The organism is Planococcus dechangensis (assembly GCF_042654465.1).
Taxonomy (GTDB): Bacteria; Bacillota; Bacilli; order Bacillales_A; family Planococcaceae; genus Planococcus; species Planococcus dechangensis.
This window is the reverse complement of sequence record NZ_JBHSGL010000014.1, coordinates 80711-94550: the sequence shown is the minus strand read 5'-3', so window position 1 is coordinate 94550 and position 13840 is coordinate 80711. Positions and strand designations below refer to the sequence as shown.

At 49.8% G+C, this 13840-nt stretch carries 16 protein-coding genes; all 16 read left to right on the top strand.

The features are described 5' to 3' along the window. The first annotated feature begins 14 nt into the window (after window positions 1–14). Window positions 15–950 carry a nucleoside recognition domain-containing protein gene (locus tag ACFO5U_RS13955; RefSeq protein ID WP_377279707.1) on the top strand — a complete coding sequence of 312 codons (936 nt, stop codon included), beginning with the start codon at window positions 15–17 and terminating at the stop codon, window positions 948–950. After that, window positions 947–1600: a pyrophosphatase PpaX gene (gene ppaX, locus ACFO5U_RS13950; RefSeq protein WP_377279706.1), complete on the top strand. Its 654-nt coding sequence runs from the start codon at window positions 947–949 to the stop codon at window positions 1598–1600. The genes ACFO5U_RS13955 and ppaX overlap by 4 nt, the downstream gene beginning before the upstream one ends. Further along, window positions 1597–2109: an acyltransferase gene (locus ACFO5U_RS13945; protein WP_377279705.1), complete on the top strand. Its 513-nt coding sequence runs from the start codon at window positions 1597–1599 to the stop codon at window positions 2107–2109. The genes ppaX and ACFO5U_RS13945 overlap by 4 nt, the downstream gene beginning before the upstream one ends. A gap of 149 nt (window positions 2110–2258) precedes the next feature. Continuing rightward, window positions 2259–3422: an ATP phosphoribosyltransferase regulatory subunit gene (gene hisZ, locus ACFO5U_RS13940; protein ID WP_377279704.1), complete on the top strand. Its 1164-nt coding sequence runs from the start codon at window positions 2259–2261 to the stop codon at window positions 3420–3422. Next, entirely contained in the window at window positions 3415–4041 is a 627-nt protein-coding gene (hisG, locus tag ACFO5U_RS13935; protein ID WP_377279703.1) for an ATP phosphoribosyltransferase, read from the top strand. The genes hisZ and hisG overlap by 8 nt, the downstream gene beginning before the upstream one ends. Further along, entirely contained in the window at window positions 4038–5321 is a 1284-nt protein-coding gene (gene hisD, locus ACFO5U_RS13930) for a histidinol dehydrogenase (protein ID WP_377279702.1), read from the top strand. Before hisG ends, hisD begins: the two co-directional genes overlap by 4 nt. After that, window positions 5318–5905 (top strand): imidazoleglycerol-phosphate dehydratase HisB, encoded by a 588-nt coding sequence (gene hisB, locus ACFO5U_RS13925; protein WP_377279701.1) that lies wholly within the window; start codon window positions 5318–5320, stop codon window positions 5903–5905. Before hisD ends, hisB begins: the two co-directional genes overlap by 4 nt. Continuing rightward, window positions 5902–6531 (top strand): imidazole glycerol phosphate synthase subunit HisH, encoded by a 630-nt coding sequence (hisH, locus tag ACFO5U_RS13920; protein WP_377279700.1) that lies wholly within the window; start codon window positions 5902–5904, stop codon window positions 6529–6531. Before hisB ends, hisH begins: the two co-directional genes overlap by 4 nt. Next, a complete protein-coding gene (gene hisA / locus ACFO5U_RS13915; RefSeq protein WP_377279699.1) occupies window positions 6524–7252 on the top strand; it encodes a 1-(5-phosphoribosyl)-5-[(5-phosphoribosylamino)methylideneamino]imidazole-4-carboxamide isomerase in 729 nt (242 codons plus the stop codon). The genes hisH and hisA overlap by 8 nt, the downstream gene beginning before the upstream one ends. After that, window positions 7246–7998, top strand: coding sequence for an imidazole glycerol phosphate synthase subunit HisF (gene hisF, locus ACFO5U_RS13910; RefSeq protein WP_377279698.1), 753 nt, complete (start codon window positions 7246–7248; stop codon window positions 7996–7998). Before hisA ends, hisF begins: the two co-directional genes overlap by 7 nt. Further along, window positions 7995–8618, top strand: coding sequence for a bifunctional phosphoribosyl-AMP cyclohydrolase/phosphoribosyl-ATP diphosphatase HisIE (gene hisIE / locus ACFO5U_RS13905; RefSeq protein ID WP_377279697.1), 624 nt, complete (start codon window positions 7995–7997; stop codon window positions 8616–8618). Before hisF ends, hisIE begins: the two co-directional genes overlap by 4 nt. Window positions 8619–8703: 85 nt before the next feature. Further along, complete coding sequence (locus ACFO5U_RS13900) at window positions 8704–10230, top strand: tetratricopeptide repeat protein (protein WP_377279696.1); 1527 nt, start codon at window positions 8704–8706, stop codon at window positions 10228–10230. A gap of 67 nt (window positions 10231–10297) precedes the next feature. After that, window positions 10298–11257 (top strand): thioredoxin-disulfide reductase, encoded by a 960-nt coding sequence (gene trxB, locus ACFO5U_RS13895; protein ID WP_377279695.1) that lies wholly within the window; start codon window positions 10298–10300, stop codon window positions 11255–11257. A gap of 205 nt (window positions 11258–11462) precedes the next feature. Further along, complete coding sequence (locus tag ACFO5U_RS13890) at window positions 11463–11948, top strand: NUDIX domain-containing protein (protein WP_377279694.1); 486 nt, start codon at window positions 11463–11465, stop codon at window positions 11946–11948. Then, window positions 11941–12822, top strand: coding sequence for an RNase adapter RapZ (gene rapZ / locus ACFO5U_RS13885; protein WP_377279693.1), 882 nt, complete (start codon window positions 11941–11943; stop codon window positions 12820–12822). The genes ACFO5U_RS13890 and rapZ overlap by 8 nt, the downstream gene beginning before the upstream one ends. Window positions 12823–12826: 4 nt before the next feature. Continuing rightward, window positions 12827–13822, top strand: coding sequence for a gluconeogenesis factor YvcK family protein (locus ACFO5U_RS13880; RefSeq protein ID WP_377279692.1), 996 nt, complete (start codon window positions 12827–12829; stop codon window positions 13820–13822). The last annotated feature ends 18 nt before the right edge of the window (window positions 13823–13840 follow it).

Genomic DNA, 13840 nt, shown 5'->3' with positions numbered 1-13840 from the left:
AAAGAAGAGATCGAATGTCGACTTTGAAAAATGGCTTGAAGGCCGGATTAAAAACTACGTGGTCGCTCGGGAAAATCATTTTCCCGATTACCTTGCTCATCACGATGCTGCAATTTACGCCGGTGCTGCCGTTTATCATCGATTTGGTGGCACCGGTTATGGGGATATTCGGTTTGAGTGGAGAAGCGGCTGTACCGCTTGTTCTTGGCAATGCGCTGAACTTGTATGCCGGAATAGCAGGGATTTTATCCCTCGAACTGACAGTGAAAGAAGTTTTTATCCTGGCGGTCATGTTATCGTTTTCTCATAATATCTTTATTGAAACGGCGGTGGCATTGAAAGTCGGCGTCCGTTTATGGGTCGTCTTGGTCGTCCGTTTTGGTCTAGCCGCTATGTCGGGCATCTTAATCAATTTGCTCTGGTCCGGCGGCGGTGAGATCGCACAATACGGTTTTGCACCGGAAGTCGCGGCAGCTCCGGAAACGTGGCTCGGCATCTTTTTGCTCGGCTTGGAGAAAGCGAGTTTCGGCGTGCTGCAGCTGGCGATGATCGTCATTCCGTTGATGCTCATGATCCAAGTATTAAAAGATCGTCATTACCTGCAGAAAATCGCAGGTATGATGGGGCCCCTGACGCGCTTGATCGGCGTGGAGAAAAATACATCGCTGACGCTCGCATCGGGATTGATTTTCGGATTGGCGATGGGGGCAGGGGTCATGATCCAGGCGGTGCAAGAAGATGGGGTCAGCAAGAAAGATGCCACGCTCGCTTTTATTTTTCTCGTGGCGTGTCATGCCATCGTGGAGGATACGCTGATCTTCATTCCGCTAGGCATCCCGATTTGGCCGTTGTTGTTGATCCGTGTCATTACTGCGCTCGTCCTGACGATATTCATTTCATATCTATGGCGGCGGGCTGAAGACAATCAGAAGGAAGTGGTGTCAACATGAACAAAGATATAACGACTTTATTGTTTGATTTTGATGGAACATTGCTCGATACGAATGAATTGATCGTCCAAACCTTCTTATCGGTGCTCGGCGAACATTTCCCGGGACAATACGGCCGTGAGGATGTGCTGCACTTTATCGGGCCGTCGCTCGAGCAAACTTTCACAAAAATCGCACCTGGACGTGTCGATGAACTGAGCGATCAATACCGGCGCTTGAACCGGACACTCCACGACGAACTCGTATCAGAGTATGACGGCGTGACAGAAACTTTGCGGATCTTGAAATCGAGAGGACTGAAAATGGCGATCGTCTCCACGAAACGGGAAGAAACGATCCTCCACGGCTTGCAGTTGATGGGTGCTCACGATATTTTCGATGCCTTGGTCGCTTTGGATCACGTACAAAATCCCAAGCCTCATCCAGAGCCGCTGGAGCTGGCTTTGCGTTTGTTGGATGCTGACCAGGAAGGCGCGTTGATGATTGGGGATAACTCCCATGATATCGAGGGCGGAAAAAATGCCGGCGTCCGGACAGCTGGCGTGGCATGGGCGGCGAAAGGCGAAGCCTTTTTGGCTGCATATGAGCCGGATTTCATGCTCAACCATATTAGCGACTTGTTAGATTTGACGAAAGCTGGCCTCAAATGAGACGCACGGAGCGATATCCTGTAGAAGGGGCGAATTCGCTTTGGCATATCTACAAAACCGTACCATTCTGGAAAGTCGCTAAAAATTTTCTCGTTATCCAGACAGCTCGCTATACACCGTTTTTGCCGATGAAAAACTGGCTGTTCCGCAATTTTCTAGGCATGAAGGTTGGCAAGCATTCATCATTTGCATTGATGGTCATGCCCGATGTCATGTTTCCGGAACGCATACAAGTCGGAGACAATACCGTCATCGGCTATAACACCACCATACTTGCACATGAATACTTGATTGAGGAATATCGGCTCGGCGACGTTTCCATTGGCGACCGCGTCATGATCGGAGCAAACAGTACAATTTTGCCCGGCATCAAGATTGGGGACGGCGCGATCGTCTCCGCTGCCACGCTTGTCCATAAAGATGTACCGGCTGGAGCTTTTGTCGGAGGCAATCCGATGAAGATCATCTATACAGCTGAAGAAATGGGCGACCGACAAGCAAAATCCTGAAAGCTCTATGCTTTCAGGATTTTTTTGCCTCATTTTCGTGAGTCTTGCTTGACGGCAGAAAGTGGCATACGCTAAAATAAGAATCACTTTACTGATTCATCACTCTAGCGAACTAAAGTGAAATAAGCCGAAATAGGAAGTGTTTAACGATGACCATTGAAATGTTTGAAAAACCATTAGGCATGCGTGACGATTTTCCTTCAATAGCCAAACAAAAAGCACGACTAAGAAAACGAGGTACTGAATTGATCGAGCGGGCAGGTTATGAATTGCTGCAGACGCCGACTTTGGAATATTACGAGACCATCGGTAAAATCTCAGCGATTTCAGACGATGCTTTATTCAAATTGCTCGATAGCCAAGGAAAAACATTGGTGCTGCGCCCGGATATGACTTCGCCGATTGCGCGGGTTGCGGCATCCAAATTGCTGCGTGAGAAAATGCCGATCCGCCTCGGCTATTATTCCAATGTCTTCCGCGCGCAAAAGCGCGAAGGCGGACGTCCAGCGGAATTTGAACAGATGGGCGTTGAATTGATCGGCGACAGCTCTTTGTATGCGGATGCCGAAGTGATTAGCTTGGCGTGGGACATCCTGCAGGAATTGGGCATCCGTTCAGGGCGCATCGTCATCGGCCATGCGCGCCTTCTCGAGCTGGTGCTTGCTGACTTCGGTTTGAATGCCGCACAAAGCGAGAATGTCCAGGAATTATTTGTAGCGAAAAACGGTGTCGGGTTTGAACAGCTGGCACAACAGCTGCCGGTTCCCGAGCACAAGCAAGCGTCGTTCCGAAAATTGATGCAGGCAACGACAGTAGCCGACTGGAAGCCATGGATCAATGAGAACAACAAAGAGCAGCAAAAGCTCTACAAGGATATGGAACGTTTAGAGAAATTGCTCGGGAAAAACGGCCTCGGTGATGCCATGACCTTCGATTTGTCATTCAGCAGCCATATGACGTATTACACTGGCTTGGTATTCGAATTCTACGCAGCCGGCAGCGGATTCCCGCTTGGCAGCGGAGGCCGTTATGACGGTTTGCTGGAGCAGTTCGGGCTGCAAGTCGGCGCGACCGGCTTTGGTTTGCGAGTGGACCGGTTGATTGAAACCTTGCCAATTGAAGAAACTCAAGAACCGCATACATTGATTTTATTTGAAGAACAAAGCGAGCAAACCGCGTTTGATAAAGCGCAACAATTGAGAACACAAGGCAAGCGTGTAACTTTGCAATATGCGCCTGCGGTGAAAGCATATGAACAATTCACTGCGCTGTTCACGGAAGTTATTAGAGGGGAGGAGCTGCGAAATGGATGAATTGACGATTGCAATGCCCAAAGGCAGAATTTTTGAAGAAGCTTACGAGCTATTAGTCGGAGCGGGCTATGACTTGCCGAAAGAACTTGATGACTCGCGCAAGTTGATCGTCGAGGCACCGAATGAGCGGTTCCGCTTTATTCTGGCGAAGCCGATGGATGTCCCGACCTATGTCGAACACGGTGTTGCAGATATCGGCATTGCCGGCAAAGATGTTCTGCTCGAGCATGACCGCGACGTTCACGAGCTGCTTGATCTCGGCATCAGCGCTTGCTATATCGCCACAGCGGGATTGCCGAATACCGAAATGAATGAAGTGACCCCGCGCATTGCGACGAAATATCCAGCAGTGGCATCCCGTTATTACCGAAGCAAAGGCGAACAAGTGGAAATCATCGAATTGAACGGTTCGATCGAACTGGCTCCTTTGATCGGCTTGTCCGACCGGATTGTTGACATCGTCTCGACCGGCCGCACATTGAAAGAGAACGGTTTAGTGGAATACGAGAAAATTATTGATATCACTTCGCGCCTTATCGCAAATCCGGTCAGCTACCGCTTGAAGCAGCAGCGCATCACTGAACTCGTCGATAAACTGAGGGAGCAGGTGACACGATGAACATCGAGCGTCTGACTGGCGAGCTGTCGATTCGCCGCCAATTGGCTGACGGGACGGCGACTCAATTAGAAGCTGTGAAGCAAATCATCCAGCAAGTGAAAATAGAAGGCGATGCTGCTTTAATGCATTTCGCGAAAAAATGGGACCGTGCGGAACTGTCTTCGCTACGTGTCACGAAAGAAGAAATCGAGGAAGCGGCGGGCCGTTTCGATCCGCGGCTTTTAGGGGATTTAACGGAAGCGGCGAACAATATCCGCAGCTATCACGAAGGGCAAAAGCAGCAAGGATACCGGCACGACCGCGAAGACGGCTCGTACGTGGCACAGCGCGTAACAGCGATCGAATCGGCGGGGCTATATGTTCCGGGCGGCACGGCGGCGTACCCATCGTCAGTGTTAATGAACGTCATTCCGGCACAAGTGGCAGGAGTCGAGCGCATTGTAGTCATCTCGCCGCCGGATAGCGAAGGCAAGTTATCGGACGGCGTGCTTGTGGCAGCCCATATTCTCGGGATAGAAGAGCTCTATAAATCAGGAGGAGCACAAGCGATCGCTGCACTCGCTTACGGTACTGAATCGATTGAACCGGTCGATAAAATCACCGGACCAGGCAATATCTTTGTGGCACTCGCGAAACGCGAAGTGAACGGAGACGTGGCGATTGACATGATTGCAGGGCCAAGCGAAATCGCCATCATTGCGGATGAGTCGGCCTATGCGGACGAAATCGCCGCTGATTTACTGTCGCAAGCTGAACATGATCCGCTCGCTAGCGCCGTGCTATTGACAGAGAGCCTCGAAATGGCTGAACAAGTCCAAGCGCAAGTCGCAAAACAATTGAAAACTTTGCCACGCGCTGACATCGCTACTGCGTCGATCCGTGACCACGGTATGATTTATGTAGCCGACACACGTGCAGAACTGATCCGTGCCGCAAATCAATTAGCCCCGGAGCATCTGGAGATCATGACGAGTGATGCTGAACGACTGTCCGAAGAAATCCGCCATGCCGGCGCTATTTTTATCGGACGCTATTCATCAGAACCGGTCGGTGATTATTTCGCCGGAACGAATCACGTATTGCCGACCAATAGCACTGCTCGCTTTTCGAGTGCCTTGTCGGTCTATGATTTTGTCAAACGCACGAGCATCGTCCATTACAGCGAACAAGCGTGGCGCAACAACCAGGAAAAAATCGCGCGGCTCGCCAGGTTAGAAGGGCTTGAAGCCCATGCCCGCGCTGTCGAATCCCGCGCTTGGAAAAAGGAGAATCAATCATGAGAAAATCACAAATCACCAGGACCACTACCGAAACCGAAGTCGCCATCAGCTTCTCGCTTGATGGAAAAGGACAGGCGGATATTGATACGGGCGTGCCATTCATGGATCACATGCTCGATCTTTTCATCAAGCATGGCCAGTTTGACGGCCGTATCCAAGCAAACGGCGATACACACATCGACGACCACCACACAACAGAAGATATCGGGATCGTACTTGGCCAAGCGGTGTTAGAGGCATTAGGCGATAAAAAAGGCTTACGCCGTTACGGCAATGCATTCGTGCCGATGGACGATGCGCTCGCACAAGTGGTCATCGATTGCTCGAACCGGCCTCATCTGGAGTTCCGCGGAGATATCCCAAATGCCAAAGTCGGAACTTTCGACACCGAATTGGTCCATGAGTTTTTGTGGAAGTTTGCATTGGAGTCGCGCATGAACGTCCACGTCATCGTTCATTACGGAAAAAATACCCACCACATCATTGAAGCGATTTTCAAAGCCCTGGCACGCGCACTGGATGATGCCACGATGATTGACCCGCGCGTAGAAGGCGTGCCGTCGACAAAGGGGCTCTTAACATGATTGTCGGCATCATTGATTACGGAATGGGCAATTTATTCAGCGTCGAACAGGCATTGAAGAAACTGGAATGCACCGTCATCACCTCAGACGATGTGAGGTTGCTCGGCGAAGCGGATGCCATATTGCTGCCGGGTGTCGGCGCTTTTCCGGACGCGATGAAGCGGCTGGAGGAAAAAGGGCTGGCACAGTTTATCCGTTCTTTGCCGGAACAGGGCATCCCGCTGCTCGGCATCTGTCTTGGTATGCAATTATTATATGAAGACAGCGAAGAAGTACGCCCGACACAAGGGCTTGGCTTATTAAAAGGGCATATCCGGCGCTTTCCAAAAGGCACGTACCGCATTCCGCATATGGGCTGGAACCGCCTGCACTTTGCAGATAAGCCTTACTGGCTGGAAGATGTGTTAACTGATACACACGTGTATTTTGTCCATTCGTTTCTTGCGGTCGAGACCGATCCCTCGCAAGTGTGGGCATCGGCTGAGTATGGCGAGTTTGACGTGCCAGGCGTGGTCGGAGATGGTTTGATCACTGGGATGCAGTTTCATCCCGAAAAATCAGGTGAGTTCGGCCATTATTTATTAGAGCAATGGATCGCAAATGTCAGGAGGAATGTTCATGAGTGAATTTCAACTATACCCAGCCATCGATCTAAGGGACGGCAAATGCGTCCGTCTGTTCCAAGGTGACTACGGCCAGGAGACCATCTACGCGGATTCGCCGGTCGATATGGCCAAAAGTTTCGTGGAGGCAGGAGCAAGATGGATACATATGGTGGACCTTGACGGAGCGAAAGATGGAAGCCGCATCAATGATCAAGTGGTTATCGAGGCAGCAAAGCTTCCGGCGAACATCCAAGTCGGCGGGGGAATCCGTAGCCGTGAAGATATCGAGCATTATTTATCGAATGGTGTCGCACGCGTCATTATCGGCAGTTTAGCTGTACGCGAGCCGGAATTGGTGGCGTCGTTTATCGAAGAGTTCGGTGCCGAGCAGATTGTCATCGGCATCGATGCAAAAGATGGCATGGCGGCAACCGAGGGATGGATCGAAACGTCCCACAAACCGGCTGCTGAGCTGGCTGCATATTTTGCCGATAAAGGGGCAAAGCATTTCATCTACACGGATATTTCAACGGATGGCACGCTTGCCGGCCCGAATATCGAAGCCAACCGCAAATTGGTCGCACAAGGCGCTGCGCAAGTGATCGTCTCTGGCGGAATCGGGACACTTGAAGATGTGAAACGGGTCAAAGAAGCGGCACAGGACAGCCCGATCGCCGGACTCATTATCGGCAAAGCGCTGTACGAAAAACGCTTTACGCTCGAGGAGGCTTTGTCATGCTGACGAAACGCATCATTCCGTGCCTCGATGTGAAAGATGGCCGCGTCGTTAAAGGGGTCTCTTTTGTTGAGCTGCGCGATGCCGGAGATCCAGTGGAACTCGCCAAGTTCTACGATGCGCAAGGTGCTGACGAATTGGTGTTCCTGGATATTTCAGCATCCCATGAAGGCAAAGAAACGATGGTCGAAGTCGTGCGCATCGTCGCTACCGAACTGTCGATTCCTTTTACGGTAGGCGGGGGCATTCGGACGACCGATGATATGAAACGCATGCTGCGGGCAGGGGCGGACAAGGTGTCTTTAAACACAGCTGCGCTTGATCGTCCGGAATTGATCAAGGAAGGTGCAGATTTTTTCGGTTCGCAATGCATCGTCGTCGCCATTGACGCGAAACGAAATGGCGACAGCTGGGATGTCTATACGCATGGCGGCCGCAACCGGACTGAATGGGATGCCGTTGAATGGGCAAAGCACGCGGTTGCATTAGGTGCAGGAGAAATTTTACTGACCAGCATGGATTGCGATGGCCAAAAAGACGGTTTTGATTTGGCGCTGACCAAGGCTGTGCGCGATGCGGTCGAAGTGCCGGTCATTGCAAGCGGCGGAGCGGGAAGCCGTGAGCATTTTGATGAAGTGTTCGAGAAAGTGGATGCCGATGCAGCACTCGCAGCATCGATTTTCCATTATAAAGAAACGAGCGTTAGAGAAGTGAAACAGTATTTGCAGGAAAAAGGAGTGAATGTCCGGTGACCAGCGTAAAATTTGATGAAAATGGGTTAGTGCCCGTCATATTGCAAGATGCAGGGACAAAACAGGTGTTGACTTTGGCTTACGCTAACGAAGAAGCGCTAGCGCGGACGATCGACACAAAAGAAACCTGGCTATTCTCAAGAAGCCGCAACGAGTTATGGAATAAAGGTGCGACCAGCGGCAATACTCAGCGCGTTCAATCGGTGCAGATCGATTGTGACGGGGATGCTTTGATTTATGAAGTGATTCCGAACGGCCCTGCCTGCCATACAGGGGAGACCAGCTGTTTTCACGAGACCTTGTCAGGAGAACGTTCGAAGACAGCGTCCGACATGATCGGCCAGCTGAGCGCGTTGATCAAACAGCGCGAAACCGACATGCCTGAAGGCGCATATACGACCTATTTATTCGAAGAAGGAGTCGATAAAATTTGCAAGAAAGTCGGCGAAGAAGCAGCGGAAGTCATCATCGCAGCAAAAAACCGCGATGCACGCGAGCTGGCAACTGAAAGTGCGGATCTTCTTTACCACTTGCTCGTATTGCTTCAAGAGCAAAAAGTCGATTTCAAAGAAGTGACGGGCGTGCTCGAAGAACGCCATGCTGTGAAAAAGGACAAGTAAATAATAGGGAAATATGCTATAATAACAGCACATTTACGGTTAGGAGCGATTTCGATCGTTCCTTTTCCTGTTACGGAGGCATATTTTGGAGAAAAACAAAAGGATAAATCACGGCAATGTCGTGTCTTTCATTCCGACAGGTGAATTTTACTATCAAAAAGCGCTTAAGGAATTGCAGCGCGAACAATATAATAAAGCATATAAATATTTGCAGCGCGCCAAGGGGCTGAGCCCGGACGATCCGCTTATACTCATGCATTACGGCGTAGTTCTGATGGAGCGTGAAGAGTTCGAGTTGGCGATGGATGAGCTTAAGACTGCGCACGATCTCGACCCAGAAGAGCCGAACATCATGTTCTTTTTGGCCGAAGTCCATGCGCATCTAGGCTTGTTTTTTGATGCCCGGAAATACGCTAAAGATTATTTGGAGAAGGACACCCACGGCAGCTATGCAGCAGAAGCGATGGAAATAATCGATTTTGCGGAGCAGGAAGACTGGCAGCTATTCGACGACCAAGGGGAGCCTCAAGACAGCGAGCATTATTATCAGCAAGAAAAAGCGCGCCGTTTAATGGAACAGGGCAAATTTCCCGAAGCGATTGAACTGCTTGAAAAAGTGATTGAGGAAAAAGCGGATTTTTGGGGTGCCTATAATAACTTGGCGCTGGCATATTTCTATATCGGCGAAACGGAAATGGCGAAAGCACTGCTGCATACGGTCCTGAGAAAGAACACCGGTAATTTGCATGCCTTGTGCAATTTGGCCGTGTTTCATTACTATGAAAAAAACGATGAACTGGAAGACATTCTCGGCTTGCTGAAAAAGATCCAGCCGTATGTGTTCGAACATCGTTATAAATTGGGTGCCACGTTTGCTTTGGTCGGAAAGTACAAAGAAGCATACCGCTGGCTGAAAAGCTTGCAAAAACGAGGATTTGATGGAGACCCGGCATTTTATTTCTGGCTGTCCCATGCGGCGTATCATTCCGGGCATGAGGAAACTGCCAAGCAAGCGTGGGATCAGTTGAAACGGATGGACCCGGCCAAAGAAGGCTTTGAGCCATGGGGCGAGCAGGCAGTCATGCCGCATGCGGATGCACTCGAGCATGATCGCGACTTTTTGATCCATAAGCTTGACCACCCCCATTTGAGCGAGCGCTTATACGGCTTGTTTTTAGTTGGCAAGTCTTCCCATAAACAAGAAATCATTTCTCACCCGAATTGGTTAAAAACAGATCAGCCATCGGTGTTGGAAACTTTTGTGCTTGGCTATGCGCTCGGCCATCAGTTCCGCGAATCGGTCAAGGAAGAAAAGGCATTTATGCGCGCGATGGAAACCGCGGAACGTTTGTATGCACAAGACGGAATGGTCGATCAGCATAATGACGCCGTCTTCCAGTTATGGTTCATCTTCCTTGAGAGGGCGTTTGGCGAGCAATACAGCTTCCGCAATCCTGCAGCTTTAGCAGCAGCGACGAGTTATATGGTTGAAGCTGCGAAAAAACGGGAAACAACGAAAAAAGGCATCGCGGCCAAATTCGGCGTTTCCGTTTCGACGGTGAGCAAATATGTCGATGAACTGAGCCGTTTCATGCCGGATTCCGGCAACTAGGCATAAAAGTTGATGACGGCAGTTGATTGCTTTACGATTTAGCTAGTGATAACGAGGAGGGCCTATGATGACAGAAACCACAAATATTTATGACGTGCTAATTATCGGTGCAGGACCAGCGGGGATGACAGCAGCTGTGTATACATCCCGTGCGAATTTATCGACGCTTATGCTAGAGCGCGGAATTCCAGGCGGCCAGATGGCCAATACCGAAGAAATTGAAAACTATCCAGGCTTCGAACACATTCTCGGGCCAGACCTATCGACTAAAATGTTCGATCATGCGAAAAAATTTGGAGCCGAGTACGCATATGGCGACGTGACTGAAATCATCGATGGCGATGAGTTCAAGACAGTCAAAGCCGGTTCAAAAGAATACAAGGCCCGTGCCATCATTTTGACGACCGGCGCCGAGTATAAAAAAATGGGCATCCCTGGCGAGAACGAACTTGGCGGCCGCGGCGTCAGCTATTGCGCAGTATGCGATGGCGCTTTCTTTAAAGGCAAAGAGCTAGTCGTTGTCGGCGGAGGAGATTCCGCAGTCGAAGAAGGCGTCTATTTGACGCGCTTTGCAGATAAAGTGACAATCGTTCACCGCAGAGACAAATTGCGCGCACAGAAAATCTTGCAAGACCGTGCATTTGCCAATGACAAAATCGACTTTATTTGGAACCATACCGTAAAAGAAATCAACGACAAAGATGGCAAAGTCGGCAGCGTCACTTTGGTGTCGACAGAAGATGGTTCCGAACGTGAATTCGAAGCAGGCGGCGTATTTATTTATATCGGCATGCTGCCTTTGACAAAACCGTTCGAGTCTTTGGGCATCTTGAATGAGCTGGGCTATATCGAAACCAATGAAGAAATGGAAACGTCTGTACCGGGGATTTTTGCAGCGGGTGATGTGCGCGATAAAACTTTGCGCCAAGTCGTCACAGCTACAGGCGACGGCAGCATCGCCGCACAAAGTGTTCAGCATTACGTAGAAACGCTGACAGAGAAAATTGGGGCAAAAGCGGAAGCTTAACGGTTTCTTAATCGCTTTGTAACAGCTTTGTCATGCTAATCAGGTAGTATATGAATAGTAAATCAACCCCCTTTTTATAAAGTTTATTTGACAGGCTGCTTTTCGGGTTACCCGGAGAGTGGCCTCTTTTTTTGTATTTTTTTGCATGACACGCCAGGATAGATGTATAATGAAAATAGTTTATATAAGATGCGGAGTGGCAAATGTGCAACGAATCGCTAATTTATTGCTGATTAAGAATAATCAAGTACTGCTAATGAAAAAGCCGCGCAGGGATTGGTATGTAGCGCCGGGCGGCAAAATGGACAGCGGTGAATCCATTTATGAAGCTGCCGTCCGGGAGTTTCAGGAAGAAACCAATACACAACCTTCAGGCGTGCACTTGAAAGGCGTCTATACGATGATGATCCAAGAAGACGGCAAAACCGTCGACGAATGGATGCTCTTTACATTCCGCGCAACCGATCTTCGCGGAATCCCGTTCGAAGAAACGCGCGAAGGCGTGCTTGAATGGCACCCGATTGAAAGCCTCCAGACCCTTCCGATGGCGGAAGGGGACCGCACGAACCTATTATTTGCGGCTTACCAGGAAGGCGTTCAGTATGGAACGTTTTATTACACGCCGGATTTCGAACTCCTTGAAGAAACCATCCAAACATCGACTGAAGAGGTGAACCGCCAACATGGATAATCACAACGAAGAAACCGAATTAATCGTCATCACCGGCATGTCCGGTGCAGGGAAAACAGTAGCGATTCAAAGTTTTGAAGACCTCGGTTTTTTCACTATCGATAATTTACCGCCTGCGTTGCTTCCGACATTTATCAAATTGATGAGGGATTCCGGCAAGTCGATGAAGCGTGTCGCGGCAGTAATGGATTTGCGTGGCGGTGATTTCTTCGATAGCTTAGTCGATGCCATCGACGATTTGTCTAAAGAGCCGGAAGTGTCGATCACCATCCTGTTTCTTGATGCGGAAAACCAGACGCTGGTCAGCCGTTACAAAGAAACACGGCGCTCCCATCCATTGTCTCCGGGCGGACTCGTTCTTGGCGGCATCAAAAAAGAGCGGGATATGTTGAAGGATCTGCAAGGGCGCGCCCATTATATGTACAACACCTCTGAAATGAGCCCGCGTGAATTGAAAGAAAAAATCAGAACGGACTTTTCAACAAAGTCGAGCAATGTCTTTACTGTCAATGTGATGTCTTTCGGGTTTAAGCATGGCATGCCGATCGATGCAGATTTGGTTTTTGATGTACGCTTCTTGCCGAACCCTTATTATATCGAGACATTGAACCCGCTTTCCGGACTGGATAAGCCGGTTTCGGATTATGTCTTGAAATGGCAGGAAACACAGACTTTGGTCGACAAGTTGCAAGACCTGTTCGATTTCATGATTCCCCAGTACAAACAAGAAGGCAAAGCGCAGCTGGTCATCGCTTTCGGCTGCACGGGCGGCCAGCATCGTTCAGTAACGCTAGCCGAACACTTCGGGAAAACCTTATCCAAAAGCCACAAAGTCAGCATAACGCATAGAGATGTGAAAATCAGAAAGGGATGAGCGCATGGAGAAAAGTCAGCAGCAAAAACGAATCGTCATTATCGGGGGCGGCACAGGTCTGTCCACTTTGCTGCGCGGCTTAAAAACTTTCCCGCTCGACTTGACTGCAATCGTCACCGTTGCCGATGACGGAGGCAGTTCTGGACGTCTACGCGACGATTTGGATATTCCGCCGCCTGGCGATATCCGCAACGTCATGGCTGCATTATCGGACGCTGAGCCGTTTCTGGCAGAAATGTTCCAATACCGTTTCACGCATTCGCATGATTTGGAAGGGCATTCACTCGGCAATTTAATGCTTGCCGCTTTGACGGACATGACGGGAGACTTTTCCCATGCAGTGCGTGAGATGAGCCGTGTCATGAACGTCAATGGGACCGTGTTGCCTGCTGCCAATCAATTGGTGACATTAAATGCCGAGCTTGAAGACGGCACGATCATTAAAGGTGAGTCGAAAATTCCAGCTTATTTACAGCCGATCAAGCGCGTATTTTTGGAGCCTGCGAACGTGAAAACCTTGCCGGATACCATCCAAGCGATTGAGGCAGCCGATGTCATCGTCGTCGGGCCGGGTTCGCTGTATACGAGCATTTTGCCGAATTTGCTCGTGAAGGACATTAAGAAAGCGCTGTTGAATGCAAAGGCGCGGAAAATCTATATATGCAACCTCATGACACAAGCGGGCGAAACTTATGGCTATAGCGCGTCAGATCATGTCACCGCTTTATACGATCATGTGACTCCTGGTTTTCTCGATGCTATACTCCTCGACAAAGTCCGGATGCCGCAAAATATAGCTGACAAATACAAAAAAGAACAAGCTTGGCCAGTGGAATACGATGAAGAACGGCTGAAAAATCTCGGGCTGGAAGTATACCGCCACGATATCACCAATATTTTTGGAGAAGCCGTTCGGCATGAACCGATGAAAGTGGCGAAGTGGCTCTTTGAATACGCAAACGGCCAACCGCAAAAAGAGCCGCAGAGCCGTTATTCATAGGGCTTGAAAGGGGGGCAC

Coding starts and splice junctions, on each gene's coding strand:
- rapZ (WP_377279693.1), top strand. CDS start 11,941: ATGGATAATCACAACGAAGAAACCGAATTAATCGTCATCACCGGCATG.
- ACFO5U_RS13880 (WP_377279692.1), top strand. CDS start 12,827: ATGGAGAAAAGTCAGCAGCAAAAACGAATCGTCATTATCGGGGGCGGC.
- hisA (WP_377279699.1), top strand. CDS start 6,524: ATGAGTGAATTTCAACTATACCCAGCCATCGATCTAAGGGACGGCAAA.
- ppaX (WP_377279706.1), top strand. CDS start 947: ATGAACAAAGATATAACGACTTTATTGTTTGATTTTGATGGAACATTG.
- ACFO5U_RS13955 (WP_377279707.1), top strand. CDS start 15: ATGTCGACTTTGAAAAATGGCTTGAAGGCCGGATTAAAAACTACGTGG.
- hisG (WP_377279703.1), top strand. CDS start 3,415: ATGGATGAATTGACGATTGCAATGCCCAAAGGCAGAATTTTTGAAGAA.
- ACFO5U_RS13945 (WP_377279705.1), top strand. CDS start 1,597: ATGAGACGCACGGAGCGATATCCTGTAGAAGGGGCGAATTCGCTTTGG.
- hisB (WP_377279701.1), top strand. CDS start 5,318: ATGAGAAAATCACAAATCACCAGGACCACTACCGAAACCGAAGTCGCC.
- hisD (WP_377279702.1), top strand. CDS start 4,038: ATGAACATCGAGCGTCTGACTGGCGAGCTGTCGATTCGCCGCCAATTG.
- hisZ (WP_377279704.1), top strand. CDS start 2,259: ATGACCATTGAAATGTTTGAAAAACCATTAGGCATGCGTGACGATTTT.
- hisH (WP_377279700.1), top strand. CDS start 5,902: ATGATTGTCGGCATCATTGATTACGGAATGGGCAATTTATTCAGCGTC.
- trxB (WP_377279695.1), top strand. CDS start 10,298: ATGACAGAAACCACAAATATTTATGACGTGCTAATTATCGGTGCAGGA.
- hisF (WP_377279698.1), top strand. CDS start 7,246: ATGCTGACGAAACGCATCATTCCGTGCCTCGATGTGAAAGATGGCCGC.